Origin of the sequence: Blastomonas sp., assembly GCF_046294995.1 — a bacterium.
Taxonomy (GTDB): Bacteria; Pseudomonadota; Alphaproteobacteria; order Sphingomonadales; family Sphingomonadaceae; genus Blastomonas.
This window is the reverse complement of the sequence record NZ_JBKBOG010000018.1, coordinates 31,096-55,589: the sequence shown is the minus strand read 5'-3', so window position 1 is coordinate 55,589 and position 24,494 is coordinate 31,096. Positions and strand designations below refer to the sequence as shown.

Annotated in this window: 27 protein-coding genes; 13 read left to right on the top strand and 14 right to left on the bottom strand. The window is 64.8% G+C overall.

Features of this window, described 5'->3' with window-relative positions; translation table 11 throughout:
- The first annotated feature begins 147 nt into the window (after window positions 1-147).
- Window positions 148-1,605: a magnesium transporter gene (mgtE, locus tag ACK4R0_RS15275; protein WP_409675865.1), complete on the top strand. Its 1,458-nt coding sequence runs from the start codon at window positions 148-150 to the stop codon at window positions 1,603-1,605.
- Window positions 1,606-1,645: 40 nt separating this feature from the next.
- Window positions 1,646-2,047 carry a DUF1489 family protein gene (locus ACK4R0_RS15270; protein ID WP_409675862.1) on the top strand — a complete coding sequence of 134 codons (402 nt, stop codon included), beginning with the start codon at window positions 1,646-1,648 and terminating at the stop codon, window positions 2,045-2,047.
- Window positions 2,048-2,078: 31 nt separating this feature from the next.
- Here ACK4R0_RS15270 and ACK4R0_RS15265 read toward each other — a convergent pair whose 3' ends face one another.
- From ACK4R0_RS15265 to ACK4R0_RS15255, 3 genes are all read right to left on the bottom strand, one after another.
- Window positions 2,079-2,402 carry a GIY-YIG nuclease family protein gene (locus ACK4R0_RS15265; protein ID WP_409675859.1) on the bottom strand — a complete coding sequence of 108 codons (324 nt, stop codon included), beginning with the start codon at window positions 2,400-2,402 and terminating at the stop codon, window positions 2,079-2,081.
- A 92-nt stretch (window positions 2,403-2,494) separates the two neighbouring features.
- Window positions 2,495-3,160: a DsbA family oxidoreductase gene (locus ACK4R0_RS15260; protein WP_409675856.1), complete on the bottom strand. Its 666-nt coding sequence runs from the start codon at window positions 3,158-3,160 to the stop codon at window positions 2,495-2,497.
- 100 nt (window positions 3,161-3,260) lie between these two features.
- A complete protein-coding gene (locus ACK4R0_RS15255) occupies window positions 3,261-4,130 on the bottom strand; it encodes a 3-hydroxybutyryl-CoA dehydrogenase (protein ID WP_409675853.1) in 870 nt (289 codons plus the stop codon).
- A gap of 85 nt (window positions 4,131-4,215) precedes the next feature.
- On the opposite strand from ACK4R0_RS15255, the gene ACK4R0_RS15250 reads away from it, so the two are divergent.
- On the top strand, window positions 4,216-5,262 hold the full coding sequence (locus ACK4R0_RS15250) for a DUF1176 domain-containing protein (RefSeq protein ID WP_409675850.1): 1,047 nt from the start codon (window positions 4,216-4,218) through the stop codon (window positions 5,260-5,262).
- A gap of 6 nt (window positions 5,263-5,268) precedes the next feature.
- Here ACK4R0_RS15250 and ACK4R0_RS15245 read toward each other — a convergent pair whose 3' ends face one another.
- Window positions 5,269-5,739, bottom strand: a complete 471-nt coding sequence (locus ACK4R0_RS15245) for a GNAT family N-acetyltransferase (RefSeq protein WP_409675847.1) — start codon at window positions 5,737-5,739, stop codon at window positions 5,269-5,271.
- A gap of 158 nt (window positions 5,740-5,897) precedes the next feature.
- On the opposite strand from ACK4R0_RS15245, the gene ACK4R0_RS15240 reads away from it, so the two are divergent.
- The 4 genes from ACK4R0_RS15240 to ACK4R0_RS15225 all read left to right on the top strand — a co-directional run bounded on the left by ACK4R0_RS15240 (window position 5,898) and on the right by ACK4R0_RS15225 (window position 9,685).
- Window positions 5,898-6,995 (top strand): isoaspartyl peptidase/L-asparaginase family protein, encoded by a 1,098-nt coding sequence (locus tag ACK4R0_RS15240; RefSeq protein ID WP_409675845.1) that lies wholly within the window; start codon window positions 5,898-5,900, stop codon window positions 6,993-6,995.
- A gap of 93 nt (window positions 6,996-7,088) precedes the next feature.
- Entirely contained in the window at window positions 7,089-7,664 is a 576-nt protein-coding gene (locus ACK4R0_RS15235) for a peroxiredoxin (protein WP_409675842.1), read from the top strand.
- A 49-nt stretch (window positions 7,665-7,713) separates the two neighbouring features.
- Window positions 7,714-9,243 (top strand): acyl-CoA carboxylase subunit beta, encoded by a 1,530-nt coding sequence (locus tag ACK4R0_RS15230; protein WP_409675839.1) that lies wholly within the window; start codon window positions 7,714-7,716, stop codon window positions 9,241-9,243.
- Between the two features lie 103 nt (window positions 9,244-9,346).
- Complete coding sequence (locus ACK4R0_RS15225; RefSeq protein ID WP_409675837.1) at window positions 9,347-9,685, top strand: hypothetical protein; 339 nt, start codon at window positions 9,347-9,349, stop codon at window positions 9,683-9,685.
- 92 nt (window positions 9,686-9,777) lie between these two features.
- Here the strand turns inward: ACK4R0_RS15225 and ACK4R0_RS15220 are convergent, their stop codons facing one another.
- The 7 genes from ACK4R0_RS15220 to ACK4R0_RS15190 form a co-directional block, all read right to left on the bottom strand.
- Window positions 9,778-9,966: a Thivi_2564 family membrane protein gene (locus ACK4R0_RS15220; RefSeq protein ID WP_300879895.1), complete on the bottom strand. Its 189-nt coding sequence runs from the start codon at window positions 9,964-9,966 to the stop codon at window positions 9,778-9,780.
- Window positions 9,967-10,114: 148 nt separating this feature from the next.
- The gene (locus tag ACK4R0_RS15215) at window positions 10,115-11,050 is read right to left on the bottom strand and encodes an RDD family protein (RefSeq protein WP_409675834.1); all 936 of its coding nucleotides are present in this window, start codon (window positions 11,048-11,050) and stop codon (window positions 10,115-10,117) included.
- On the bottom strand, window positions 11,050-12,081 hold the full coding sequence (locus ACK4R0_RS15210) for a stage II sporulation protein M (protein ID WP_409675831.1): 1,032 nt from the start codon (window positions 12,079-12,081) through the stop codon (window positions 11,050-11,052). The genes ACK4R0_RS15215 and ACK4R0_RS15210 overlap by 1 nt, the downstream gene beginning before the upstream one ends.
- Entirely contained in the window at window positions 12,078-13,400 is a 1,323-nt protein-coding gene (locus ACK4R0_RS15205) for a DUF58 domain-containing protein (RefSeq protein WP_409675828.1), read from the bottom strand. The genes ACK4R0_RS15210 and ACK4R0_RS15205 overlap by 4 nt, the downstream gene beginning before the upstream one ends.
- Window positions 13,397-14,353, bottom strand: a complete 957-nt coding sequence (locus tag ACK4R0_RS15200; RefSeq protein WP_409675825.1) for an AAA family ATPase — start codon at window positions 14,351-14,353, stop codon at window positions 13,397-13,399. The genes ACK4R0_RS15205 and ACK4R0_RS15200 overlap by 4 nt, the downstream gene beginning before the upstream one ends.
- Entirely contained in the window at window positions 14,350-15,663 is a 1,314-nt protein-coding gene (locus ACK4R0_RS15195) for a DUF4350 domain-containing protein (RefSeq protein WP_409675822.1), read from the bottom strand. Before ACK4R0_RS15195 ends, ACK4R0_RS15200 begins: the two co-directional genes overlap by 4 nt.
- A 1-nt stretch (window position 15,664) precedes the next feature.
- Entirely contained in the window at window positions 15,665-16,330 is a 666-nt protein-coding gene (locus ACK4R0_RS15190) for a hypothetical protein (protein ID WP_409675819.1), read from the bottom strand.
- 175 nt (window positions 16,331-16,505) lie between these two features.
- Between ACK4R0_RS15190 and ACK4R0_RS15185 the strand changes: the two genes are divergently transcribed.
- Window positions 16,506-17,342, top strand: a complete 837-nt coding sequence (locus ACK4R0_RS15185; protein ID WP_409675816.1) for a hypothetical protein — start codon at window positions 16,506-16,508, stop codon at window positions 17,340-17,342.
- 114 nt (window positions 17,343-17,456) lie between these two features.
- Here ACK4R0_RS15185 and ACK4R0_RS15180 read toward each other — a convergent pair whose 3' ends face one another.
- The 3 genes from ACK4R0_RS15180 to ACK4R0_RS15170 form a co-directional block, all read right to left on the bottom strand.
- A complete protein-coding gene (locus ACK4R0_RS15180; RefSeq protein ID WP_409675813.1) occupies window positions 17,457-18,524 on the bottom strand; it encodes an alpha/beta fold hydrolase in 1,068 nt (355 codons plus the stop codon).
- Window positions 18,525-18,630: 106 nt separating this feature from the next.
- Entirely contained in the window at window positions 18,631-19,347 is a 717-nt protein-coding gene (locus tag ACK4R0_RS15175; protein ID WP_409675810.1) for a GGDEF domain-containing protein, read from the bottom strand.
- 61 nt (window positions 19,348-19,408) lie between these two features.
- The gene (locus ACK4R0_RS15170; protein WP_409675806.1) at window positions 19,409-20,038 is read right to left on the bottom strand and encodes a GGDEF domain-containing protein; all 630 of its coding nucleotides are present in this window, start codon (window positions 20,036-20,038) and stop codon (window positions 19,409-19,411) included.
- A gap of 283 nt (window positions 20,039-20,321) precedes the next feature.
- On the opposite strand from ACK4R0_RS15170, the gene purE reads away from it, so the two are divergent.
- From purE to ACK4R0_RS15145, 5 genes are read left to right on the top strand one after another with little or no spacing between them, the layout of a single operon-like run.
- Entirely contained in the window at window positions 20,322-20,777 is a 456-nt protein-coding gene (gene purE, locus ACK4R0_RS15165) for a 5-(carboxyamino)imidazole ribonucleotide mutase (protein WP_409675911.1), read from the top strand.
- Window positions 20,774-21,868 carry a 5-(carboxyamino)imidazole ribonucleotide synthase gene (locus ACK4R0_RS15160; RefSeq protein ID WP_409675803.1) on the top strand — a complete coding sequence of 365 codons (1,095 nt, stop codon included), beginning with the start codon at window positions 20,774-20,776 and terminating at the stop codon, window positions 21,866-21,868. The genes purE and ACK4R0_RS15160 overlap by 4 nt, the downstream gene beginning before the upstream one ends.
- On the top strand, window positions 21,865-22,362 hold the full coding sequence (locus tag ACK4R0_RS15155; protein ID WP_409675800.1) for a dihydrofolate reductase: 498 nt from the start codon (window positions 21,865-21,867) through the stop codon (window positions 22,360-22,362). Before ACK4R0_RS15160 ends, ACK4R0_RS15155 begins: the two co-directional genes overlap by 4 nt.
- Before the next feature lie 7 nt (window positions 22,363-22,369).
- The gene (locus ACK4R0_RS15150) at window positions 22,370-23,554 is read left to right on the top strand and encodes a dipeptidase (protein ID WP_409675797.1); all 1,185 of its coding nucleotides are present in this window, start codon (window positions 22,370-22,372) and stop codon (window positions 23,552-23,554) included.
- A 7-nt stretch (window positions 23,555-23,561) separates the two neighbouring features.
- Window positions 23,562-24,485: a bifunctional riboflavin kinase/FAD synthetase gene (locus ACK4R0_RS15145; protein WP_409675794.1), complete on the top strand. Its 924-nt coding sequence runs from the start codon at window positions 23,562-23,564 to the stop codon at window positions 24,483-24,485.
- The last annotated feature ends 9 nt before the right edge of the window (window positions 24,486-24,494 follow it).

The window sequence follows — 24,494 nt, the reverse complement described above, 5'->3', positions numbered from 1 at the left end:
AATACTGGCGTCGATATAGCGACGCAGGCGCGAATGTCACCCCCACCGACAGACGCCGCATCGGGATTGCTTTTGCAGATGCGAAAGGCCAAACACACTTCGCGGCGCCATCCGGCGCGCGACCCCCAGGCCGGAAAGGAGCAGCGCGTGACCGACCATACCGATGCCCAGCTCCACGACCAAGCATCTCACGAACGGGGGGCATCTCACGAACGGGGGCACGACCCGGCCGATCCCAGCACCAGCCTGGACGAGGACAACCGCCTGCTGCCCGGCTTCGTCAGCCAGGTGTGCGACGCGCTCGACGCGGGCGACGACGAAGCCGCCTATGATCTGGTCGAACCGCTGCACCCCGCCGACATCGCCGATCTGTTCGAGCTGATCGAGCGCGACTATCGCGGGCCACTGGCGCGCGCCATCACCGACCTGCTCGGCGCCGATGTGCTTACCGAGCTTAACGATTACGTCCGCGATGACGTGATCGATGCGCTGCCCGCAGCGCAGGTCGCAGAACTGGCCGGGCAGCTCGAAACCGACGATGCGGTCGCGATCATCGAGGAAATGGAAGAGGCCGACCAGCGCGCGGTGCTCGCCGAGCTGGAACCGGCCGATCGCGCCGCGATCGTCGATGCGCTGTCCTTCCCCGAAGAATCCGCCGGCCGCCTGATGCAGCGCGATCTGGTCGCCGTGCCTGAGCATATGAACGTCGGGCAGCTGATCGATTATCTGCGCGAGCATGCCGATCTCACTACTGAATTCTGGGAAATCTTCATCGTCGATGCCAAGCATCGCCCGGTCGGCACCTGTCAGCTCAGCTGGATCCTGCGCACCCCGCGGCACATCGCGCTCGCCGATGTGATGAAGCGCGATCAGACGCTGATACCGACCGACATGGACCAGGAAGAGGTCGCGCTGCGCTTCCAGAAATACGGGCTGATTTCGGCTGCGGTGACCGACGGCGCAGGCCGCCTGGTCGGGCAGATCACCGTCGATGACATCATCCACATCGTCCAGGAAGAAGCAGGCGAAGACATGTTCCGCCTGTCGGGCGCGGGCGATGGCGACATCAACCAGCCTCTGCGCGAAACCTACACGGCGCGCGTGCGCTGGCTGATCGTCAATCTGGGCACCGCTCTGGTGGCGTCCACGGTGATCGGCGTGTTCGGCGCCGCGATCGAGCAGATGGTCGCGCTCGCCATCCTGATGCCGATCGTCGCCGGGGTCGGCGGCAACGCCGGCACCCAGACGCTCGCGGTTACCGTGCGCGCCATGGCGACCAACCAGCTGACCGAATCGAACACCCGCCGCGCGATCATCCGCGAGATGAAGATCGCGCTGATGAACGGCGCGACCATCGCCGTCATCGCCGGAGTGGCGACCGCGTTGTGGTTCCAGGATCCGCACCTCGGGCTGGTGATCGCCGCAGCCATGCAGTGCAACATCCTGCTCGCGGGCTTTGCCGGGGTGTTCATTCCGGTCACGCTCGAGCGGCTGAACCAGGACCCGGCAGTATCAAGCTCGATCTTCGTCACCATGACCACCGATTCGATGGGGTTCTTCGCGTTCCTGGGGCTGGCGGTGGTCAGCGGATTGGTCGCGTTCTGAGCTGCTGTATGCCCCATCGGAGAGAGGCCCGGATATCGCCATGCCGCTGAGCATGACCAAGATCGCATTCGGCGCGGCCAGCGCGGCATCGTTGCGCGAATGGCTCGAGAGTCACGCCCCGCTCGGCGAGGCGCGGCTGACCACGCGCTATATGCCCAAGCGCCACGAAGAGATGGCGGGCGGATCGCTCTACTGGATCTTCAACAAGGCGATCATCGGCCGCAGCCCGCTGATCGGCTTCATGGACAACGGCCAGGGCCGCCACTGGATCAGGGTCGAGCCGCGCCTGATCGCGGTCCAATCCATCCCCCGCCGCGCGCACCAGGGCTGGCGCTATCTGGAGGAGGCCGACGCGCCTGCGGACCTCGGCGACGGCATGAACGAGGCGGACCTGATGCCAGCGGAGATGCTGGGAGAGCTGGCGCGGTTGGGGTTGGTTTAGGGTTCGGCTGGCCTACCGGCACCCAACCCCGTCATCCTGAACTTGTCGAAGGCCCCGCGCCACGATCACCGGATTGCATCCGATTGGTCGCAAGTCTCGAAATCAACTCCCAATCGCCAGCGATCAGAGCCTCTTTCTTTGCCCGAGACCAGCCCTTGATCTGTCGCTCGACGACAACCGCGTCATCTCCCGCCCCGAAATCTTCGGACCATACCAGCGTCACCGGACGCCGCTTCGCAGTATATCCGCCCAGTGCACCGGCTTGATGCTGTGACAGGCGATGCTCCAGATCATCGGTATGCCCAGCATAGTAGCTGCCATCATTACATCGCAACAAATATGCGTAAAAGGCCATGCGTACACGCTACCGTGATCACGGTGCCTTCGACAAGCTCAGGCTGAGCGGAGTTGGGTTAGCTCACGGTAGAACACGCGAGTGCTCCCCCCTCAAGCCACCGCCTTCTCGCGCACCTTGCGTATCACGTTGACGAAGGTTTCGGCCTCTTGCGCGCCGGGGACGAGGTATTTGCCGTCGAAGATGATCGCGGGCACGCCGCTGATGCCCTGTTCGATCCAGTGGTCGAGATGCGCGCGGACTGCGGCTTCGTTGTCGGGATCGTTAAGCACCGCGCGGCCATCTTCCGGGTCCAGGCCCAGGCCCGCGACCACGTCGAGCAGCACCTCTTCATCGCTGACGTCGCGGTTGTCCTGAAAATAGGCCTCGAACAGCGCCATCTTCAACCGCGTCTGCGCATCGCTGCCGTGCGCATCGCCGGCCCAGGTGAGCAACTGGTGCGCCTTGAAGGTGTTGTAGATGCGCATGCCAGGCGCGTGGTTGAACGCAAAGCCCAGCCGCTCGCCGGTTTCCTTGAGCCGCGCGCGGTTGGCCGCGCTTTGCTCTGCACTGGCGCCGTATTTGCGCGCGACATGCTCGGATATGCCCTCGCCTTCGGGCGCCATCTGGGGGTTGAGTTCGAACGGATGCCAGGTGATCTGCGTCTCGACCTCGTCGCCGATGATGTCGAGCGCCTTTTGCAGCTGCTTGTAGCCGATGATGCACCACGGGCAGACCACGTCTGACACAATGTCGATCTTGAGTGGATGGGCGGTCATTGTCGGTCTCCGGTAGTTACTACAGTCAGCGCGCCCCGGCAGAGGCGAGTGTATCGCAGTTTGCCGGTGCTGTCAGCCCGCCCGTTCAGCCGCTTGCCGTTCAGCGCGTCGGCACCGGGGTTTCGCCCGTGTAATCGTAGAAACCGCGTTTGGTCTTGCGGCCCAGCCATCCGGCCTCGACGTATTTGACCAGCAGCGGCGCCGGGCGGAACTTGGGGTCGCCGGTGGAGCTGTGCAGCACCTGAGTGATGCTCAGACACGTATCGAGGCCAATGAAATCAGCCAAAGTCAGCGGTCCCATCGGGTGGTTGAGGCCCAATTGCACCGCCGCATCGATGTCTTCGATCGTCGCGACGCCCTCGCCCAATGCAAAGCACGCCTCGTTCAGCATCGGCAGCAGCACGCGGTTGACGATGAAGCCGGGCGCGTCGTTGGCCTGCACCACGCGCTTGCCGATGCGCTGCGCATAACCGCGGACGAAATCGACCGTGGCGTCCGAGGTAGCAAGCCCGCGGATCAGCTCGATCAGCCCCATGACGGGCACGGGATTGAAGAAGTGAACGCCGACAAAACGCGAGGCGTCGGGGCTGGCGGCGGCCATGCGGGTGATCGGGATCGACGAGGTGTTGCTGGCGAGGATCGCGTCGGACGCGAGCACCTTGCCGACATTCTCGAAGATCGCGCGCTTGATGTCCTCGCGTTCGGTGGCCGCTTCGATGATCAGCCCGGCATCGGCCATCTTGGCATAGTCGCCCACCGGCTCGATCCGCGCCAGCGCCGCGTCGGCATCGGCAGCCTCAAGCTTGCCCTTCTCGACCGCGCGCGCCAGCAGCTTGGCGATCCCCGCCTTACCCTTTTCGGCAAGCTCGACCGACACGTCGGACAGGAACACATGATAGCCCGCCTGCGCGCTGACTTGCGCAATCCCTGCGCCCATCTGGCCCGCGCCAATAACTGCCATTTTGTCCATAAGTGCCTCTTTCTGGTGCCGCTGGAATAGGATACGCCCGCCGCATAACCGATGATTCCGTCTCTGGCTAGGATCGAACGACCCCATGATATCCGCGCTTCTGCTCATCGCCGCCGCGAACGCCGCACCAGCCCCCTCCCCCGTTCCCGGCGAGGTCAAGGTGTTCAAGGATTGGTATGTCGCATGCGACAATGCCTGGTATTGCGAGGCGGGAACCTTGGCCGAGGATGGTGGCGATTTCACCACTGCGATGGCGGTGCGATTGTGGCGCGAGGGCGGACCCGAGGCGCCGCTGCGCATCGTGCTCACCCCGTCGCAGGAGATGGCCCCCGGTCCGGCGCGGCTGAAGATCGATGCCCGCCCGCCGCTGGCCTTAACCCAGGACACAGACGGTAACACCGCGCTCCATGCTGCGCAGTCGCTCGACATCGCGCGGGCGCTTGCCAATGGCAGCACGGCGGCGATGATGATGTCGGACGGCAAGTCGGTGGCGCTGTCGCTGGCGGGCTCCTCGGCGGCACTGCGCTATATCGATGCGGTGCAGCAGCGCGCGGGCACCAGCGGGGCGATCATCGCCACCGGCACCAAGCCCGACACCGCCTTGCCCCCGGCGCGGCCACAGCTGACCGCACGCGCGGCCTCCAAGTTGACCGACCTTCCCGACCTCAAGGCTTATCCCAAGATCATCGCCGAGAGCGGGTGCGAATACCGGATGGAGGGCGTCGAGGACACGGCGTATCCCCTGGGCCAGCGCGATGGCAAGGATCAAGCCCTGGTGCTGATCGCCTGCGATTCGGGCGCGTACAACTTCGGGTCGGCGGTGATGATCGCCACCCGCCCGATGGAAGACCCCAATGCCCGGTGGGAATTTGTCCCTGCCAAATTCGACAGCGCGACGGGCTGGGCCGGCGACGACACGGTGCCGCAGGTGGTCAACGCCGATTTCACTCCCGAAACGGGCACGCTGTTCGATCGCGCCAAGGGTCGCGGGATCGGCGATTGCGGCTCTGCCAGCAGCTATGTCTGGGACGGCGAGATGTTCCGGCTGAGCGAACGCCACGAAATGGGCGAGTGCCGCGGTGTTTGGGAATGGCCACGGGTGTGGACCACCGAGGTCTCGGTCATCCGCTGATCCTGCCTATAGCGTGCGCGTCATGCACATGCTGAACGGGTCTTCGGTGTAATCGCCAAACGGCGCGCAGCGCTCGAACCCGTATTTGCGATACAGCGCGTGCGCCGGGTGGAACGGCTCGGGCAGCCCGGTCTCAAGGCTGAGGCGCGTGTAGCCGCGCGCCCGCGCCTCACCGATCAGATGTACCAGCATCGCTTCGGCCAGTCCCTGGCGCAGGAATGCAGGGTCGGTGCGCATCGATTTGAGCTCGCCGTGCCCAGCATCGATTTGCTTGAGCGCGCCGCAGACCGCCAGCCTGCCCCCGACCCGGATCGCCCAGAAAGTGACGTCGGGCGCGCGCAGCCGCTCGACAGGAAACGCGTGGACGCTGCAGATCGGCGAGTGCCGCGCCATCTCGGCCAGGTGATACTGCAACAGCGCGACGATATCCGGCCCGGTCAGGTCGTCTTCGGTTGTCGTGATCGGATTGGTCGCCATCGCGTTGTCCACACAGCCCCCTGTCGCTTGGAACTTTCCCGTGCGCCGATCATTGCCGCAACGGCAGTGCCGTTTCCAGACCGGAAATTTTCAAAACTGGGTTTGCGCCCTATCGCCATCCCGCCTAATCCGCTCCGATACACAAAGGAGCTGTCCCCATGCGCCTGATCCTGCTGTTTGGAGCCCTGTTTATGTCCCTTGCCGCCCCTGCCTCCGCCACCTCAGAAAAGGTCGCAGAACCCGGCTGGTCGCTGGTCATCCATGGCGGCGCCGGCGTGATCGAACGTTCGCGCATTTCGCCCGAGACCGATGCCGCCGTCCGGGCTGCGCTGGCCCGAGCGCTCGAGGCCGGGTCGTCGGTGCTGAGCAACGGCGGCGATGCGATGGATGCGGTGCAGGCCGCGATCATCGTGCTCGAGGACGACCCCAATTTCAACGCCGGCCATGGCGCGGTGTTCACCTATGAGGGCACCAACGAGCTCGACGCGGCCGTGATGGATGGCGCCGAACGCAAGGCGGGCGCGATCGCCCGGGCCAGCGCCACCAAAAACCCCATCCTCCTTGCCCGCAAGGTCATGGAAGAAAGCCCGCACGTGCTGCTCTCGGGCGAAGGCGCGGACCGCTTTTCTGCCGAGCAGGGTCTCGATCAGGTCGACAACAGCTATTTCGCCACGCCCGAGCGCAAGCGGCAGCTCGAAGAACTGAAGGCCAAGAAGGTCGGCTGGTTCGATGTCGATCTGAAATACGGCACCGTCGGCGCGGTCGCGCGCGACACCAAGGGCAATGTCGCCGCAGGCACCTCGACCGGCGGGCTGACCGGCAAGCGTTATGGCCGGATCGGCGATTCGCCGCTGATCGGTGCGGGCACCTATGCCGACAACCGCTCGTGCGCGATCTCCGCGACCGGCGCGGGCGAGTTCTTCATCCGCGTCGGCGTGGCGCACGAGATCTGCACCCGCATCCGGATGAAGGCAGAGGCGCGCGCCGAGTTTCTGGTGCAGGAAGCAGCGCGCGGCGGCAGGACATTGGACGCGGCAAACCAGCAGGATCTCCTCGCCAGCGCGCTGTCCGCCGACGAGGTGCAGTCGATTGCCGATGCGGTGATCGGCGAAATGGGCGCGTTGGGCGGATCGGGCGGGATCATCTATCTCACGCCCTGGGGCCATCAGGGCTACAGCTTCGATACGCCCGGAATGTACCGCGGCATGGCCAGCAGCGATGGCACCAGCAGCGTTGCGGTCTACGGCGACGAATAGACGCATGCAGGCACGGTGCGTTGATTTGCGCTGTCGCTCTGGAAAATGCGGTTGCTCGCCTTATGTTGAGGCTAGGTTTTAAAGGGGTTCCACATGCGCGCATCCATTGCTCTCTCGTTCGCCGCCATCGCGGTTGCAGCCGGTTCCGGTGCACTGGTGCACGAATCGCCCGCGTATGCTGCTGACGCCGCCAAGATCGCGATTGGCAGCAAGGCCCCGATGTTCAGCACCACCGGCGCCAAGGCGGGCAAGGCGTACACGCTCAATCTGGCGTCCGAGCTGAAGAAGGGGCCGGTCGTGCTCTATTTCTTCCCCAAGGCGTTCACCAGCGGCTGCACCGCCGAAGCGCACGAGTTCGCCACCCGGATGGATGAGTTCAAGAAGGCGGGCGCGACCGTGATCGGGCTGTCCGCTGACGGTATCGAAGAGCTCAAGAAATTCTCGACCGAGGCCTGCCAGAGCAAGTTTGCCGTCGCGCAGGCTACGCCGCAGATGATCCAGGCCTATGGCGTCGGGCTTTCGGGCCGCCCCAACATGACCGGGCGCACCAGCATGGTGATCGCTCCCAATGGCCGCGTGACCTTCGTCCACAACGACATGGACTATCGCGACCATGTCAAGCTGACGCTGGGTGCGGTGCAGTCGATGGCCAAGGCGAACAAGGGCTGACCCCTTTTCGCGCGTGACCGGGTGAAGGTCCCGCGCTAGCGTCGTCGCCATGTCATGGCAGAACGAAATCGACGAGCTCAACCGGCGCCGCGCAATGGCCGAAGCGATGGGCGGCGAAGACAAGGTCGCGCGCCAGCATTCGCGCGGCAAGATGGACGCGCGCGCGCGGATCGCAGGATTGCTCGATCCGGGCAGTTTCCGCGAGATCGGCAAGATCGCCGGTCGCGGGACGTATGACAAGCACGGCGACCTGGCGGGGTTTGCCGCCTCCAATTTCATCTTTGGCCGCGGCGATATCGACGGCCGTGCGATCGTCGCCAGCGCCGATGATTTCACCGTGCGCGGCGGCTCTGCGGATGCCGCGCTGCATCGCAAGTTCGTCCAGTGCGAGGCGATGGCGCACGAGATGCGCCTGCCCTTGGTCCGGATGATCGATGGCACCGGCGGTGGTGGATCGGTCAAGACGCTCGAGACGATGGGCTACACCTATGTGCCGATGGTACCCGGCTGGAATCATATCGTCACCAATCTGGAAACCGTGCCCGTGGTCGCGCTGGCGTTGGGACCGACTGCGGGGCTTGGCGCAGCGCGCACGGTCGCCAGCCATTATTCGGTGATGGTCAAGGGCCTGTCGCAGCTTTTCGCCGCCGGGCCTGCGGTCGCTGCGGCGATCGGCGAGACGGTGGACAAGGAAGGTCTTGGCGGTACCGAGATTCACTGCCGCAACGGTGTGGTCGACGAGGAAGTCGCCAGCGAGCAAGAGGCGTTCGCCGTCGCGCGCCGGTTCCTCTCCTATTTGCCCTCGTCGGTCGACACGCTCGCTGCCCGCACGTCCTGCGACGACCCTGTCGATCGCCGCGAAGAGGCATTGCTCAGCACTGTGCCCCGCAACCCGGCACAGGTCTATGCAATGCGCCGCGTGCTGACGCAGGTGTTCGATTCCGGCAGTGTGTTCGAGATGGGCCGCCGCTGGGGCCGCGCGGTGATCACGGCGTTTGCCCGGCTCGATGGCTGGCCGGTCGCGGTGCTGGCGAGCGATCCCAGCTTTCTGGGCGGCTCATGGGAGGCCAAGACCAGCGAGAAGGCCGAGCGTTTCGTCAAGCTCGCCGACCAGTTCAGGCTGCCGATCGTGCATCTGGTCGACAACCCCGGCTTCATGATCGGCGCCGATGCCGAGCGCGCGGGCACGATCCGCTATGGCGTCAACGCGATGAACGCGATCTACCGCGCGAAGGTGCCGCTGGCATCGGTGATCGTGCGGCGGGCTTATGGCATCGCAGGATCGGCGATGTCGAATGCCGAGCGCTTTCAATATCGTTTCGCCTGGCCGAGCGGCGACTGGGGCTCCTTGCCGATCGAAGGCGGGGTCGAGGTTGCCTACAAGTCGGAACTGGAAGCCAGCGACGATCCGGCGGCGCATCTGGCCGCAATCCGCGAGCGGCTGAACAAGGTGCGCAGCCCATTCCGCAGTGCCGAACATTTCGCGGTCGAGGACATCATCGATCCGCGCGACACGCGGCCGCTGTTGTGCGAATTTGCTAGCCTGGCATGGGCCAAGCTGCGCGCGCAAGGGGGCTGAGCTGCAGCAAAACATCGTTAAGCCGGCGTCCGCCACGATTGTGAGGCATTGCTTAAGCGCCAAGCGCCACCGTCGGGGCTGAAGCCCGTCGGAGCGTGTCACCATGATAAAAAACGGCTCAAGCCCTGCCCGTGCGCCGACGATACGAACGGTCTATCCGCGCGCGAAAAGCCAGCGCAGCGTAGTGCCTGCCGCGACAAAGGCATCCGAGACGCTGACTGCACCGCCGTCCGACGACGTCCTGTGTCTCACGACCCGGGTCGCCGAGATCACGCCAACCGCCACGCAGTTGATGGCGATCGACAGCCCGAAATGGTCGGATGTGCAGATGAAGGCTTTTTCGCGGGATACAGCCCACGCGATGCTGGCGGACCCGATGCAGGCCATACGCAGTCAACGCGCGCCGATGGCGAGAGAGATTATCGCCTTTTTGGCTGTCTGAATGCAGCGCCCGGAAATCATCGCCGGTAACGCGATCGATGGAACCTGCCCGGCTGCCCCGCAGCGCAAAGCGCGGGGGCAGCCGGATCAGGGTTAACCCACGGTAACGCCACTGAGCGAACCGAGAATTCCGAATACCTGCAGCAGCCAGATGATTACGCCGATCACCACGACGGCATTCAGGATGCTTTTGATCTTGCCATCCATCGGGATGTAGTTGTTGATCAGCCAGAGGCCTACGCCAACCGCGACAAGAACGAGAATAAGGCTAAGAATTGGCATAGTTTCTGTTTCCCTCTTTACAAAAGACCGATCATTTTGTGCGAGTTCTGATCGATATCGGGACTACGCGACAGGCGACGAAGCGTTGCACCACCACGTCAAGAGGTCGCGTGCGGGCGCGGTGGGCGGGATTGATGTGGTCGCCGGATCAACCGTTCTTGTCGGCGCGGCGCTTGCCAAAGCGCAGGCCGCGCTCCAGCCGCGCGCGCAGCTGCGTATAATATGCGTCGAGAAACGCCTGCTCGTCGCCTGTCGGCGCGCTCCAGCCGATCTTGGCGCAGATGGTCGCGGCCACCGTTTCCATCGCGATCGGGTTGGCAGTGCGCAACACCTGTTCGAGCATCTGCAGTTCGTATTCGCCATAGACCGCAAGCTCCGCATCGCCGAAGCGGTAGCGGTCGGCAGGAAGCAACGCATCATCGCCCACCGCGATGGAAGGGGCTGCTCCGGCCGCGACCACCTTGCCGAGCTTCGATTGCGGCGCCTCCACCACCCAGGTTCCGGCGATGAGGTCGCCGCAGCGCAGCCTGTCCTTGTTGAGCAGCGGGAAGACCAGGAACACGCCTACCCAGGCGACGCCGGACCATGCGGCGAATTCGCTCAACGTCCCCTGTGCCCCGCCCGATGTCATGAACATCAGCGGCAGGAACATCTCGATATCGCGCAGCAGGTTGCGCGCGATCACCGCCTCCGCCGTCAGCCGCCCGCCATCGCGCGCGGCCACGCGGATGCCGACCGCGCGCTTGCCCCAGGTCGCGGAGCGCTGACCCAGTTCGAAGAAAAGGAAGTACGCGTTGCGCGCCAGGAACAGCCCGATCAGAAAGAGCACGAACAGGAAATTGACGAACCCGTCCGCCATCGCAGGCAGGCCCGTTGCCGAATACGCCCATGCAATCAGACTCAGAGTCAGCAGAAAGCCGATGACCAGCCCGAAAAGCGCAGCAAGATCGATGAACAGCGCCCCGATGCGGGCGCTGGCGGGCGCCACCGCAATGTCCAGCGCGACGCCTTCGGGTGTCACCAGCGTGCGTTTGAGCCTGGGATCGCTGCCGCGGGTACGGCCGGGCTGGAGAGTACGCGCCATCAATTGCGCCTCGGGCGGAGGGCAAAGAAATAGACCAGCCAGAGCGTCAGCACGCCATAGCCGATCGCATAGCGGACCTCGGTCGCCTGGACCAGCTGGCGGGCAAAGCCTTCGAGCAGTCCGGCGCAGATCAGCATGACGATGACCCCGGTCATCACCTGCGCGGCGGTGCGGCCCGCCTGGCTCAGCGCCGCCAGATGGCTGCGCCGTCCCGGGAAGCCCAGCGCCCTGCCGACATGGAGCCCGGCAGCCCCCGCCAATAGGATCGCGAGCAGTTCGGTGGTGCCGTGGATCGATAGCCAGCCGACGAACTCGACCGTCAACCCGCGCGAGCCGAACACCCACAGCATCGCGCCCAGTCCGGCGGTGTTGTAGATCAGCAGCAGCACCGTCGGCACGCCAAAGGCAAAGCCGAGCGCAAAGGCGAGGATCGCCACCTGTGCGTTGTTGTTGAACAGATAGGCCGCAAAGACCGACAATCCCTCGCCATCGGTTTTGCCGAACAATGTACCCAGCAGCGCCTCGCGCGAGGCACCTGGAACACGCACGTCGCTGAACTGCGCAGGGACCAGCCGGAAATACCATTGCGGATCGGAATCGACCAGCCAGAAGCCGAGCAGCGCGCCGATCACCATCGCCGCCAAGGCGATCGCGATATCGACGCCGATCGCCCGCACCGCGCGGCTGAGGCCGCCGCCAAAGAAGCTGCGGCACCAGCCGCCGAAGGTCGTGCGGGTGCCATAGACGATGAAATAGGCGCGCAACGTCAGCGATTCGAGATAGGCGATCAGCCCCGCATCCAGCGAACTTTCGCGCGCGATCGACAGGCTGGAGAGCAGATTGCGATAAAGCACCGGCAGCGCCATGACATCGTCATCCGCCAGCCGTTTCAGCCGCCCCTTTTCCATCGCGGTGATCATGCCATCGAGCCGCACCCAGTCGGCCTCGCGCTCGAGCCGGAAGCGGTCGCTGCGCAATACCGCCTCGGCAATCGCCCGCTCGCCGCCGGGGTTGGTCACCTGCCCGTTCACAACAGCCCCCGCCGTTTTATCTTGAGATAGGCGTTCATCAGCCGCGACCCGATCTCGTCATGTCGGCCCTCGATCACCTCGATCCCCAGATGCCTGAGGCGCGTGATCACCAGCCGCCGCTGCGCCAGCAGTCCTGCGGCGGCGACGCTCTGCGCAACCTGTTCGCTGGTTTCGGGCGGCTGGTCGACCAGGCCGAGCAGCTCCTCGTCCTCCATCGCGACGAACAGCAGCAGATGCCGGTCGATCAGCCGGCCGACCGATTCAAGCATCAGCTCGGCGCTGGTCGGGTCGGTGAAATCGGTGAAAACGACGATCAGCGAGCGGCGCTGCAACTGTGCGGCCAGCGTCGAGAGCGCGAGCGTATAGTTGCTCTCCTCGAACCGGTAATCGATCTGCGCGGCTTCGGATTGCAGGCGAAAGAAGTTGCGGCTGCCCGCAACGAACGGGGTTGCGCGCTCGGGCCGGGCAGCAAACGAGAACAACCGTACCTGATCGCCTGCCTTCAGCGCGACATAGCTGGTGAGCAATGCTGCAGAGACCGCGCGGTCGATCCGGGGCAGCCCCGCCACCGGCTCGCACATGTCCGATCCTGAATCGAGCGCGAAGACGATCTGGTTGTTGCGCTCGGTATCGTATTCGCGCGCCAGCAGCTTGGAGTGCCGCGCCGAGCTTTTCCAGTCGATCGCGCGGCGGTCGAAGCCCGGCTGATACTCGACCAATGTTTCGAACTCACTGCCCTCGCCGCGCATCTGCCGCGCGAGGATGCCGTAGACCGCATCTTTCAGAAACACCTGCAGCGCGGGCGCGCGGACCGCGGCGATGTCGGGAAGGATCGCGATGCTCTCGCCGCTCGCTTGCGACGCCTGACGCCAGCCCAGCCCCATCGGCCCCTGCCAGCGTAGCCAGAGCTTTTCGATCACCAGCGCGCCGCGGCGGACCGGCTGCAATGCAATGCTGCCGGTCAGCATGGCCGAACCGGGGGAGGAACTCAGCACGCCATCGCCGCCGCCGCTCGGCACCAGCCGGGGTTCGACGGCAATGCTCGCGTCGGCACGGCGCACCGGCATCGTGCCCGACAGCTCGGCCTCGACCCCGACGGTCACCACCTGCCCCAGTTCGCTGCTCGCAGGCACCACCAGCCGGATGGAGCGCGCGCGCCCGGCTGCCAGCGCATCGAGCGCGGCGAGCAGCAGCATCGCTGCCGACCATGCCGGTCCCAACGCCCATAGGCCAGGCGACAGCGCGGCCAGCAGCAGCGACACCGGCGCGCCTGCCGCGATAAGCAGGCCTGCCCGCAAGGTGGGATAGAAGGCTATCAACGCGGCGCCTCGGTGCGCTCGACAAGATCGGCGACGATGGCCTCGACCCTGCGGCCCTCGATCTCGGCGGCAGGCGACAGCAGAGTGCGGTGGCGCAGCACCGATGCGGCAAGCTGCTTGACGTCATCGGGGATCACATAATCGCGTCCCTGCAAAGCCGCGCGCGCCCGCGATGCGTTGGCGAGCATGATCGCGGCACGGGGAGATGCCCCGCTCTCGAAGTCAGCAGTCTCGCGGGTGGCACGCACCAGCCGCACGATATAGGCGACCACCTCGTCGACCAGTTTCACCTCGCCCACTGCAGCACGCGCGGCGGTCAGCTGCGCGTCGTCGATCTGCGGCTCGATGGCGAAGGCGGATGGCCGCTGCGCGCCGGTGCGGCTGCCATATTCGCTGACGATGCGCGTCTCTTCCTCGGCGCTCGGATAGCCGACCAGCAGCTTGAACAGAAAGCGGTCGAGCTGCGCCTCGGGGAGCGGGTACACCCCCTGCTGCTCGATCGGGTTCTGCGTCGCCACCACCATGAAGTGCGGCGACAGCGCGTGGCGGGTGCCATCGAGCGTCACGCTGCGCTCCTGCATCGCCTCGAGCAAAGCGGCCTGCGTCTTGGGCGGGGTGCGGTTGATCTCGTCGGCGAGCAGCAGATCGGTGAAGATCGCACCGCGCGTCAGCGTGAACTCGCTGGTCTGGAAGTTGAACAGGTTCGATCCCACGATATCGCCCGGCATCAGATCGGGCGTGAACTGGATGCGCCCGAAATCGAGCGACAGGCACGCGGCAAAGCACTGCGCCATGAAGGTCTTGGCGGTGCCCGGCGGGCCTTCGAGCAGCACATGGCCTGACGAGAACAACGCGATCAGCATATGATCGATCGTGTCGTCCTGCCCGATGATCGCCTTGGCCATCTCCGCCCGGATCCGTGCGCCCAGCGCATTGATGTCGGCAATGTTCATCCCACTCGTTCCTTCTTCCAGGCATAGAGCGCGCGCGCCGCCGACAAGATGCCGGGTCGGTCGCGCGCTGCGCGCATATCTGCGCTTAGTGTCTCGTAATTGCGTCCTTCCGCGTCGGGCGAAACCTTGGCGAGGCGTTCATCGATCTGCTCGCGCGGAAGGCCTTGCGGCAGGCCCAGCGATCGGCCTGCCCGCTCGCGCACCAGATCGGCATAGGCAGGCCCGAGCAGATGATCGCGCCCCAGCCGCCGGACCAGCCCGGCGCTGCCCTTGACCAGCATGGTCTTGCCAAAGCCGAACGGCCGTTCTTCGGCCAGCGCCGGGCCAAAGCGGCAGAACGCCATCCATGCAAACCCGATCGCGGCGAGCGCAAGGCTGGCCACGGCTCCGACAAACGGCGGGCGGAAGGCGACCGAAAGCAGGTTCTCCGAAGTGCCGAGGCCATTTTGGGTGAGATCGAACACCACCCCCTCGCCGCCGCCGGACCACGCCGCATCGACGATCTGCACTGCCTGGCGCGCGGTGTCGCGGTTGGCGAGACCCTTGTTGTTCATCAGATCGGCATCGGCGACGATGACCACGGGGTAGCGGCCCTGCTCGATGTCCGGTGTGCCGTCCGGGTTTTCCGGCGCGTTGGCATCGAGCGCGGGATACCAGCCGCCGTCGTCGATCACCACCACCCGCGCCCTTCCCGTCGCGCCGTCCGCGAGCACGGTCTTGAGCTTTGCGCCGCTGATGGTGACGCGCGATCGAAGCGCCACTTTCAGCTTCGCCGCCCGATCTGCAGCCGTTTCGCGCTGAACGACCGCAGGGGCGCGGGGGGCACTGGGCATCCCCTCCAGCCTGATGCGCACCGGCACCAGTTGCGAAAGCAACCGCGGCGTCTGCTCTGCCAGTACCGGCGATTCCAGGCGGACCCAGCCGGTCTTCAACCCCTCTTCGGGCGTGACCTGCCATTTGGGCAGAATGATGATCGTGGGTCCGGTAAACGCGCGCTGCCGGACGAGCGCCGCCAGCTCTTGGGGATCGGCGGAAATCTCTGGCGTCACGATCAGCAGATCCTGCTGCTGCAGCGCATCGGGACCGCGGCCGAAGCTGACCTTGGTGCCGGTCTTCTCCAGCAATTGCGCCAGCGCCGAATAGCCGATGGTGCTCACCGAAACGCCGTGCGCTGCGCCGTTGTTGCCTGACCTCAGCGCGCCGCCCGCGCCGATGGCGTAAAGCAGCGCGAGGAACGCGGCAAAGCCGATCGCGACCATCAGCAGCACCGTGCCGCGCGCAAAAGGATTGGAATTTCCCCCAGTTGCCATATCAGCCACCGTCCAGCGCAAATGCGCGATAGGCTTCGCGCGAGCTGTCCCACGCATCGCGGTCGAGCGGACGGCGCGCAAAGAAGCTCGCCTCGACATGCCCGGCGATCACGCCGAATGCAGACCGCGCCCGCGCCGACAAGGCTTCGAACGCGCCGATCTCGCGCGCGGTGGTCGATGGGCGCAGCAGGTCGGGCCTGCGCGCCGATATGTCCTCGATCGAACGGTAGAGCAGAAGATGCGCGGCCTCGTCGAACCGGCCCTGCGCCGCGAGAGCATCGGCCTCCTCGAGCAACCGCCGCGCCAAAGCCTGATCGGGCGCCCACTCCGGCGCAGCCGCTGCCGAACGACGCTCGCGCCAGTCGGCAACGTAAGGGGCCAGGATCACCCACAGCATCGCCAGCACGCCGATCGCCAGCGCGCCCAGCAGCACCTTGCTCAGCACCGGCCACGCAGAAGCCAGCGCGCGCGCAGCAGGCTCGAGCAGTTCGGCCAGCCACCGCATGACGTCGTTCCACCATTGGGGCGGCGGATCGGGCGGCTTGGAAAAGCTGGGCGTGAACTGGATGTCGCCATTGCCGCGCACCTGCGCATAGGCCGCATCGAAACCTTCACGACGCGGCGCGGAAAGGCCTGGGGGTGCTGAAAGGGCTGGGCCGACGGTCACAGCCGGTTTGATCGCAGAAGCCGTGCGGTGGAGCAAGGCGATTTGCGCGCCTGTCGAAGGTGCTATTGAGGCGTTCTCCCGCGCGCGACGCTGGACGATCAATATCCGCATGATAGGCTGGACAAAACGGGGGCCGGATTCGGATCGGGCGAACCATCAACAAGAAAGGCCACCCATGGCAACACCGCCCGCCGCGTTCAGCATTGGCAACGTGATCAACAACACATTCGGGCTGATAGCACGCAACGCCGTGGTCTTTCTGGGGCTTTCGATCGTCATGATCGCGTTACCGCAGATTCTCGCCGTCTATGTCGTCACCAAGCCGGGATTGTCGGCCAACGTCGCCGAATACACTTCGGCCGCCGTGCTCATCGCCGTCCTCTATTATCTGGCGTTCGTCCTGCTCTATGTTCTGCTGCAATCGGTCATCATGATCTTTTCGGTCCGCGATCTGTCGGGCGAGCGGGTCGATATTCGCCAGTGCATCGGCGAGGCCGTCCGCAAGCTGCCCGGGCTGATCGGTCTCTTCATCGTGATGGCGCTTGCCGGACTTGCGATTGCCGCGCTGGGCTTCATGCCGCTTTTTCTGTTTTCTCTCGGCCGAGTGACCGAGACGTCGGATGCCGGCGCCATCGCCATGGCATTTGGAGGCATGATTTTCCTCTTCATCGGATTTGTGGCGCTGTACCTGATGTGGATGGTCGCCATTCCGGCCAAGGTCGTTGAAAATGTCGGCGTGCTCGGCGCGCTGGGGCGCAGCCGCCATCTGACCAAGGGGGCAAGGCTGCGGCTGTTCGGGCTGATCTGCGTCTTCATCCTGTTCTCGATCATCCTAGCGATCCCGTTCGGGATGCTGTCGCTGGCTGGATCGACGGCCAGCACGGTGGCCGAAGCCCTGTCGAGCGCGATCAGCACCGCCATCGGATCGGCGGGCATCGCTGCGGTGTACATCGAACTGCGCGGGGCCAAGGAAGGCACCAGCAGCGATCAGCTCGCCAGCGTGTTTGCCTGAGCGTTTGTCTTTACCCCGTCATTCCCGCGAACGCGGGAATCCCGCTTTCTTTGCCGCAATTGGCTTAGGGAAGCGGGACCCCCGCGTTCGCGGGGGTGACGGTAAAGAAAAACGTTACCTTTCACCCCGCGCCAGCAGTGCGACCAGCTCGTCCTTCCACAGCCGTGCCCATGTATGCGTGCCGTGGCCGCGGGTTTCGTCGGTGGCCTTGATCAGCAGGTATTTGCCGTCGGGCAGCCGCTTGCCGAAGTCCTCCGCCACGCCATAATCCCACGGGTTGATGAAATCGTCCGAGGAATTGATCCAGGTCACCGGCATCGTCATCCGTTCGACGCTCGCGGACGGGTCGTAATTGCGCGAGGATTCGATCTGGTAGATGACGTCGTTGGCATCGATGCCCTTGATCGCCGCCTCGATCCGCTGGGTGATATACTCATCCGCGGCCTCGCGCGTGGGAAACGCCTTTTGCAGATACAGCGGCGCGAAACCGGCGACCTGCAACAGGCTGGCCGCGACACGCAGCCCCATGATCGGTGGCGCGGTGTATTCACCGTCCGCCCAGGCGGGATCGGCCTTGATCCCCTCGATCGCAGCCTTGCGCCACATGCGGTTGTGCCCCGCGATCGGCATCGGCAGGCATGCCATCGGCATCATCGCCCGGACAAAGCCGGGATCGACCTGCCCCCAGACAAATCCGTGCATGCACCCCATCGAGGTGCCCATCATCAGGCGGAGGGAATCGACCTTCAGCCCTTCCACCAGCATCTGCCGCTGCGCCCTGACCATGTCGGTATAGTCGTAGGCCGGAAACCGCATCTTCAGCCCGTCGCTGGGCTTGGACGATTTGCCATGGCCGATGTTGTCGGGAAGAATGACGTAATATTTGGTGATGTCGAGCGGCTGGCCTGGGCCGAAAAGCTCCTGCGCGAACTGGGGCTGGAGGAACTGCATGCCCGAACCACCGGTGCCGTGCAGCACCATCACCGCATTGGTCACCTTGCCCTTGGCATCCCGCCTGGGCGTCCCCAACGTCGCATAATGCAGCCGCAGCTCGGACAGGGTCTCGCCGGTGCCGAAGCGGAAATCCTTGAGGACCACATCGCCCTGCTGCAACTGCGCGGCATAATCGACCGCAACCTGACCGGTGGTCGGCCCCGGCTGCGCCGCCAGCGCCATCGGCATGGCCGTACAAGCCATCGCCAAAGCCAACATTTTCAATCGCATCGCAAACCCCTGTTTCAAACCATGGCCAACATTGCAGGGGGTGAGCCGACTGGCAATCGGGATGTTAGGCTGCCGAGCGAACCTGGTTTCGACCGCTGCGCTTGGCCGCATACATCGCCGAATCCGCCTCTGCGAGCGCGTGGTCGATGGGCATTCCCGAGCGAAGGCGGGCAACGCCGATGGAAACCGATACCTCGATCGGGGCGCCGTCGGCAGTCCTGACCTCAAGGTTGGCGATCGCTTTGCGTGCGCGCTCCGCGATCGCCATGCCAAGTTCCACTGGCATTGCGGCAAGCAGGATCGCGAATTCCTCGCCACCGATTCTTCCCATCACGTCGTTGGGACGCAATGCCGCCTGCAACGTCCGGGCAACGATGCGCAGGGCCTGATCGCCGGCGGCGTGGCCGTGCCTATCGTTGATGGCCTTGAAATGATCGATATCGGCCAGCAGCACGCATGCGTCGGCAGCTTGGGCATAGCCTTGCGCCTGGCGGTAGAACGCTGCGCGGTTGAACGCGCCGGTGAGATGGTCAATGTCTGCCTGGGTGCGCAGAACCGCCTGGGTCGCCAGCAACTGCCTGTTGAGCCTTTGATTTGCCTCTGCCTGCTGAACAAGGATGAAGCTGATCGGACCGGAAAGCAGCGCTGGACACAGTGCAGCAAACACCCAGAAGGCAGCCGGTATCACCTCATTCAGCAGGATGGACAGGCCGAGCATGGCGAGCAACGTGACCAGCACGCTGAACAGCATCGAAAGCACGACTTTTGACCAGGAACGCATGCCCTGCTGCGTAAACCAAAAGCCTTAACACCCGCCAAACACGGCCCATGAAGCCGAAAATTCAGCCTTTGGCTGCGGCGCGCGAGCGCTTGGACTGGTACATCTGGCTGTCGGCGCGGGCGAGCACCTTGTCGGCGCGGTCATCGCAGTGGATGAAGGCATGGCCAAACGTCGCCGACAGGCAAGGCTGGCCACCGGAAAAATCCGGTCGGCAGGCAGCGATTCCCGCGGTCAGCAGCGCGATCTTCTGTTCGACGTCGGTATCGCTGATCGTGCCCAGCAGCAACGCAAACTCGTCGCCGCCGATGCGCGCGACAACGTCGGTCGAGCGGACATTGGCGAGCAGCACATCGGCAATCGTCCGCAGCGCCTCGTCACCTGCCGCATGCCCGTAGGTATCGTTGATCGATTTCAGATCATCGACATCGATGAACAGCAATGCGGCGCGGCTGCCATAACGCTGGCAGTGCGCGATCGACAACGCCACTTGCTGCTCGAAGTGGCGGCGGTTGTACAAGGGGGTAAGCGTGTCGCGGCAGATCTCGTCCTCAAGCACGTTCAGCCGCGCGGTGAGCCGGGCGTTTTGCTGCCTAAGATCAGCGCAGAGCAGAGTCAGTTGTTCATGACTCATCGTCATGTCGGCCAAAGGCGGATGGCCGCCTTCATTGCCCTGCACGTCGCTCATTTTCATGTAATGCTGCCCAATAGCCCCCGAAGCGTCCCCTACGCCCCACATAGCAACTATGATGCATCGCAGCATGATGAAAATGTTCTAAACCTTGTATAAACTGTGCACAAGCGGGACACCGGCAGACCATTTCGCCCGACGTTGGAAAGCCTCAGAATTTCCGTTGCATGGCGATTGCGGGCTACGACCTTTGGCTTTAAGACGCTGGCACAACCAGCAATCATGCGGAGAAAAAAGCGTGGCCGAGCCATCCCAAAAGCCCGACCCGGCGCCGGTTGCGATCATCATGGGCAGCCAGTCGGATTGGGAGACGATGTCGGGTGCCGCTGCGGTTCTTGACGATCTGGGCGTGGCCCATGATTGCCGGATCGTTTCTGCGCACCGCACGCCCGATCGGCTGATCGCGTTCGCCAAGGGCGCGGTCGATTCAGGGTTCAAGGTGATCATCGCAGGCGCAGGTGGTGCGGCGCATCTTCCCGGCATGGTCGCCAGCATGACCCGGCTTCCGGTGCTGGGCGTTCCGGTGTCCAGCAAGGCGCTGAGCGGCCTCGACAGCCTGCTCTCCATCGTCCAGATGCCCGGCGGCATCCCCGTGGCGACGCTGGCGATCGGTCCTGCAGGGGCAAAGAACGCGGGCCTCTTGGCGGCGTCGATCCTGGCGACATCAGACCCCGCGCTCGCCGAGAGGCTCGACGCCTGGCGCGCCGCGCAGAGCGAATCGGTGGGCGAACGCCCGGTATGAACAGCGTCATACCCCCCGGCAGTACGATAGGCATCATGGGCGGCGGCCAGTTGGGCCGGATGCTCAGCATGGCGGCGGCACAACTCGGATATCGCTGCCATATCCTGGCGCCCGAAGCGACGAGCCCAGGCGCGGAAGTATCAGCAGACTGTACCGTAGCCGAATATTCCGACGCCAAAGCCCTGGCTGCGTTTGCCGATGCCTGCGACGTCGTGACCTACGAATTCGAGAATGTGCCGGTCGCACCGCTCGCCGCGATCGCGAGCAAGGTGCCGCTCCGCCCGAGCCCGCGCGCACTGGAGATCGCGCAGAGCCGGATCGACGAGAAGCGCTTCGTCACCGATCTGGGTGGCCGCGCGGCGCCTTATGGGTTTGCCGAAACTGCGGACGATGTCGAAACTGCGATGGCTGTTGCGGGCACGCCTGCGATCATCAAGTCCAACCGCATGGGCTATGACGGCAAGGGCCAGGCGCGGGTCATGCCCGGCGACGATGCGGTCGCGCGCTGGCACGAGGCCGGCGGCGTGCCCGCGATCATCGAGGGGTTCGTCCAGTTCGACGCCGAGTTCTCGGTGATCCTGGCGCGCGGCACCGATGGCGACATCCGCTTCTGGGACAGCGCGCAAAACGCGCATGTTGCCGGCATATTGGACGTGTCCACCGTCCCCGCCAACGCCGCGATCCAGGCGCAGGTCCCCGCCGCGCGCGCGCTTGCCGCCAAGGTGGCAGAGGCGCTCGATTACATCGGCGTGCTGACGCTGGAATTCTTCGCGACTGCTGAAGGCCCGGTGTTCAACGAAATGGCGCCGCGGGTCCACAACAGCGGCCACTGGACGATCGAAGGCGCATTCACCAGCCAGTTCGAGAACCACATCCGCGCGATCTGCGGATTGCCGCTCGGCGAGACCGCGCTGGCGTGTCATAGCGCGCAGATGCGCAACCTGATCGGTGAGGATGCGCATGGCTGGCCCGAATTGCTGGCCGATCCTGCCAATCATCTGCATCTGTACGGCAAGCACCGCGCAGCCCCCGGCCGCAAGATGGGCCATGTCACCCGCATTTCGCTGACGCCTCCGGGAGGGCAAGCATGAACCATCCCGATATCTTTCTGGTGCTGGCGCGCGCGCGCAACGGCGTCATCGGCGCGAATGGCACCCTGCCCTGGCACCTGCCGATGGACCTGCGCCACTTCAAGGCGCTGACCCAGAACAAGCCGATGATCATGGGCCGCAAGACTTTTGACAGCCTGCCCGGCCTGCTGCCGGGGCGCCGCCACATCGTGCTGACGCGCAACAAGGAATGGTCGGACGAAGGCGCAGAGGTCGTGCGCAGCGTCGACGAGGCGATCGCTGCGGCCAATGCACCGCATGTCGCGGTGATCGGCGGGGCGGAGATTTTCGCGCTGTTCCTGCCGCGCGCCGACCGGATCGAGCTGACCGAGGTGCATGCCGAGCCGGCTGGCGATACCGTGATGCCATCGTTCGATGCCGGCGTATGGCAGGAAACCACGCGCACCGACCACCCCACCGACCCCGATCATCGCGACCGGCCAGCGTTCAGCTTCGTCACATTGGTCCGCCGGTGACCGGCGCGTGATCCGCAAGATCCTTCAGGGGCTGCTGCTGGTCGTCATCGCGGGGCTTATCTTCGTGGTCACCGTGCTGCCGGGGCAGTTCGAGGCGCAGACCAACGTCGTCACCGACGAGCCGCTGCCTGCAGTCCGCGCCGATGCGGCCAGACTGCACGAGACGCTGCAGATCGCCGACCTGCACGGCGATACGCTGCTGTGGAAGCGCAGCTTGCTCGATAGGGCAACGCGCGGGCATATCGATCTGCCCCGGCTCGAGACGGGCAATGTCGCGCTGCAGGTGTTTTCCTCGGTCTCCAAGACCCCGCGCGGCCAGAATTACGACAGCAATTCGGCTGACACTGACAATATCACGCTGCTGGCGATGGCGCAGTTGCAACCCTTCCGCACCTGGTTTTCGGTCCACGAACGATCGATGTGGCACGGGCAAAGGCTCGAAGCCGCCGCCAAGGCCTCCGACGGTCGCCTGACGCTCGTCCGCCGTGCAGCCGATATCGACACGCTGCTCGCCGCGCGCGCCGCTGGCGAAGAGGTCACCGGCGCGCTCTATTCGGTCGAAGGGCTGCAGAATCTCGAGGGCAAGGCGGAGAACCTCGACCGGCTTTACAGCGTCGGGATGCGGATGGCGGGGCTGGTGCATTTCTTCGACAATGACCTCGCCGGATCGATGCATGGGGAACGCAAGGGCGGGCTCACTCCCTTTGGCCGCAGGATGATCCGCGCGATGGAAGCCAAGGGCATCATCGTCGACATCGCGCATTCGAGCCATCCTGCGGTGGCCGATATCCTGGCAATGGCGCGGCGCCCCGTCGTCTCGAGCCATGGCGGCGTGCAGGCGGTGTGCGGGGTCAACCGCAACCTTTCCGACACCGAGATACGCGGGGTTGCCGCAACCGGCGGCATCATCGGCATCGGCTATTGGGACGGCGCGTTGTGTTCGACCGATCCGGTCAAGATCGCGCAATCGATCAAGCATGTCCGCGACATCGTCGGCATCGAGCACGTAGCGCTCGGCAGCGACTTCGATGGCGCGGTGACCACCCGGTTCGACGCCAGCCAGATCATCCAGGTGACGCAGGCGTTGATCGATATCGGCTTCACCGAGGCGGAGATTCGCGCCGTCATGGGCGGCAACGCGCTGCGCATCATCAAACAGGGCATTGAACCCCTGCCCCGTAAAGCCCTATAGGGCGCGCATGTTGAGGGTGGAAGGCGGCGATCGGCTGCCAGAACGGTTGCGCGGGGGCATCATCGCGCTGGGCAATTTCGACGGGTTTCACGCCGGCCATCAAGCCGTCGTGGGCCGCGCGATCGCCTGGGCCAGGCAAGAGCATCGCCCGGCGATCGTCGCCACTTTCGACCCGCACCCGGTGCGCTATTTCAAGCCCGATGTCGCGCCGTTCCGCCTGACCAGTCTCGACCAGCGCCAGCGGCTGTTTGCCGAGGCCGGCGTAGACGCGATGCTGGTGTTCGCGTTCGACGAGAAGCTCGCCAACACCACCGCGGGCAATTTCGTCGGCGATCTGCTGGTGACGCGCTTCAGTGCCAAGGGCGTGGTCACCGGCGAGGACTTCACCTTCGGCAAGGGCCGCGGCGGCAATATCGAGGTCCTGCGCGATCTGGGCGCGCTGCTCGGTCTGCGCAGCGAGGCGGTCGGCCCGGTATCGACCGATGACACAGTGATCTCCTCGAGCCGGATCCGCCAATGCCTGATCGAAGGCAAGCCCGACGAGGCCGAGCGGCTGATGACCCGGCCGTTCGCGGTGCAGGGCGTTGTCCAGCATGGCGACAAGAACGGACGGCTGCTGGGCTATCCCACTGCGAACATCGACATGGGCAGCTATCTGCGGCCCAAATACGGGGTGTACGCGGTCACCGGGCATCTTGCCGATGGCCGCGTGCTGAAAGGCGCGGCGAATCTGGGCATCCGCCCGCAGTTCGATCCGCCCAAGGAATTGCTCGAGCCGCACTTCTTCGATTTCAACGAAGACCTGTATGGCCAGACGATCGAGGTCGCGTTGCGCCACTTCATCCGCCCCGAGGCGAAGTTTGGCTCGATGGAGGAACTGACCGCGCAGATCGAGGCAGACTGCGTGCGCGCGCGGGAATTGCTTGCCTGAAAGCCCCGC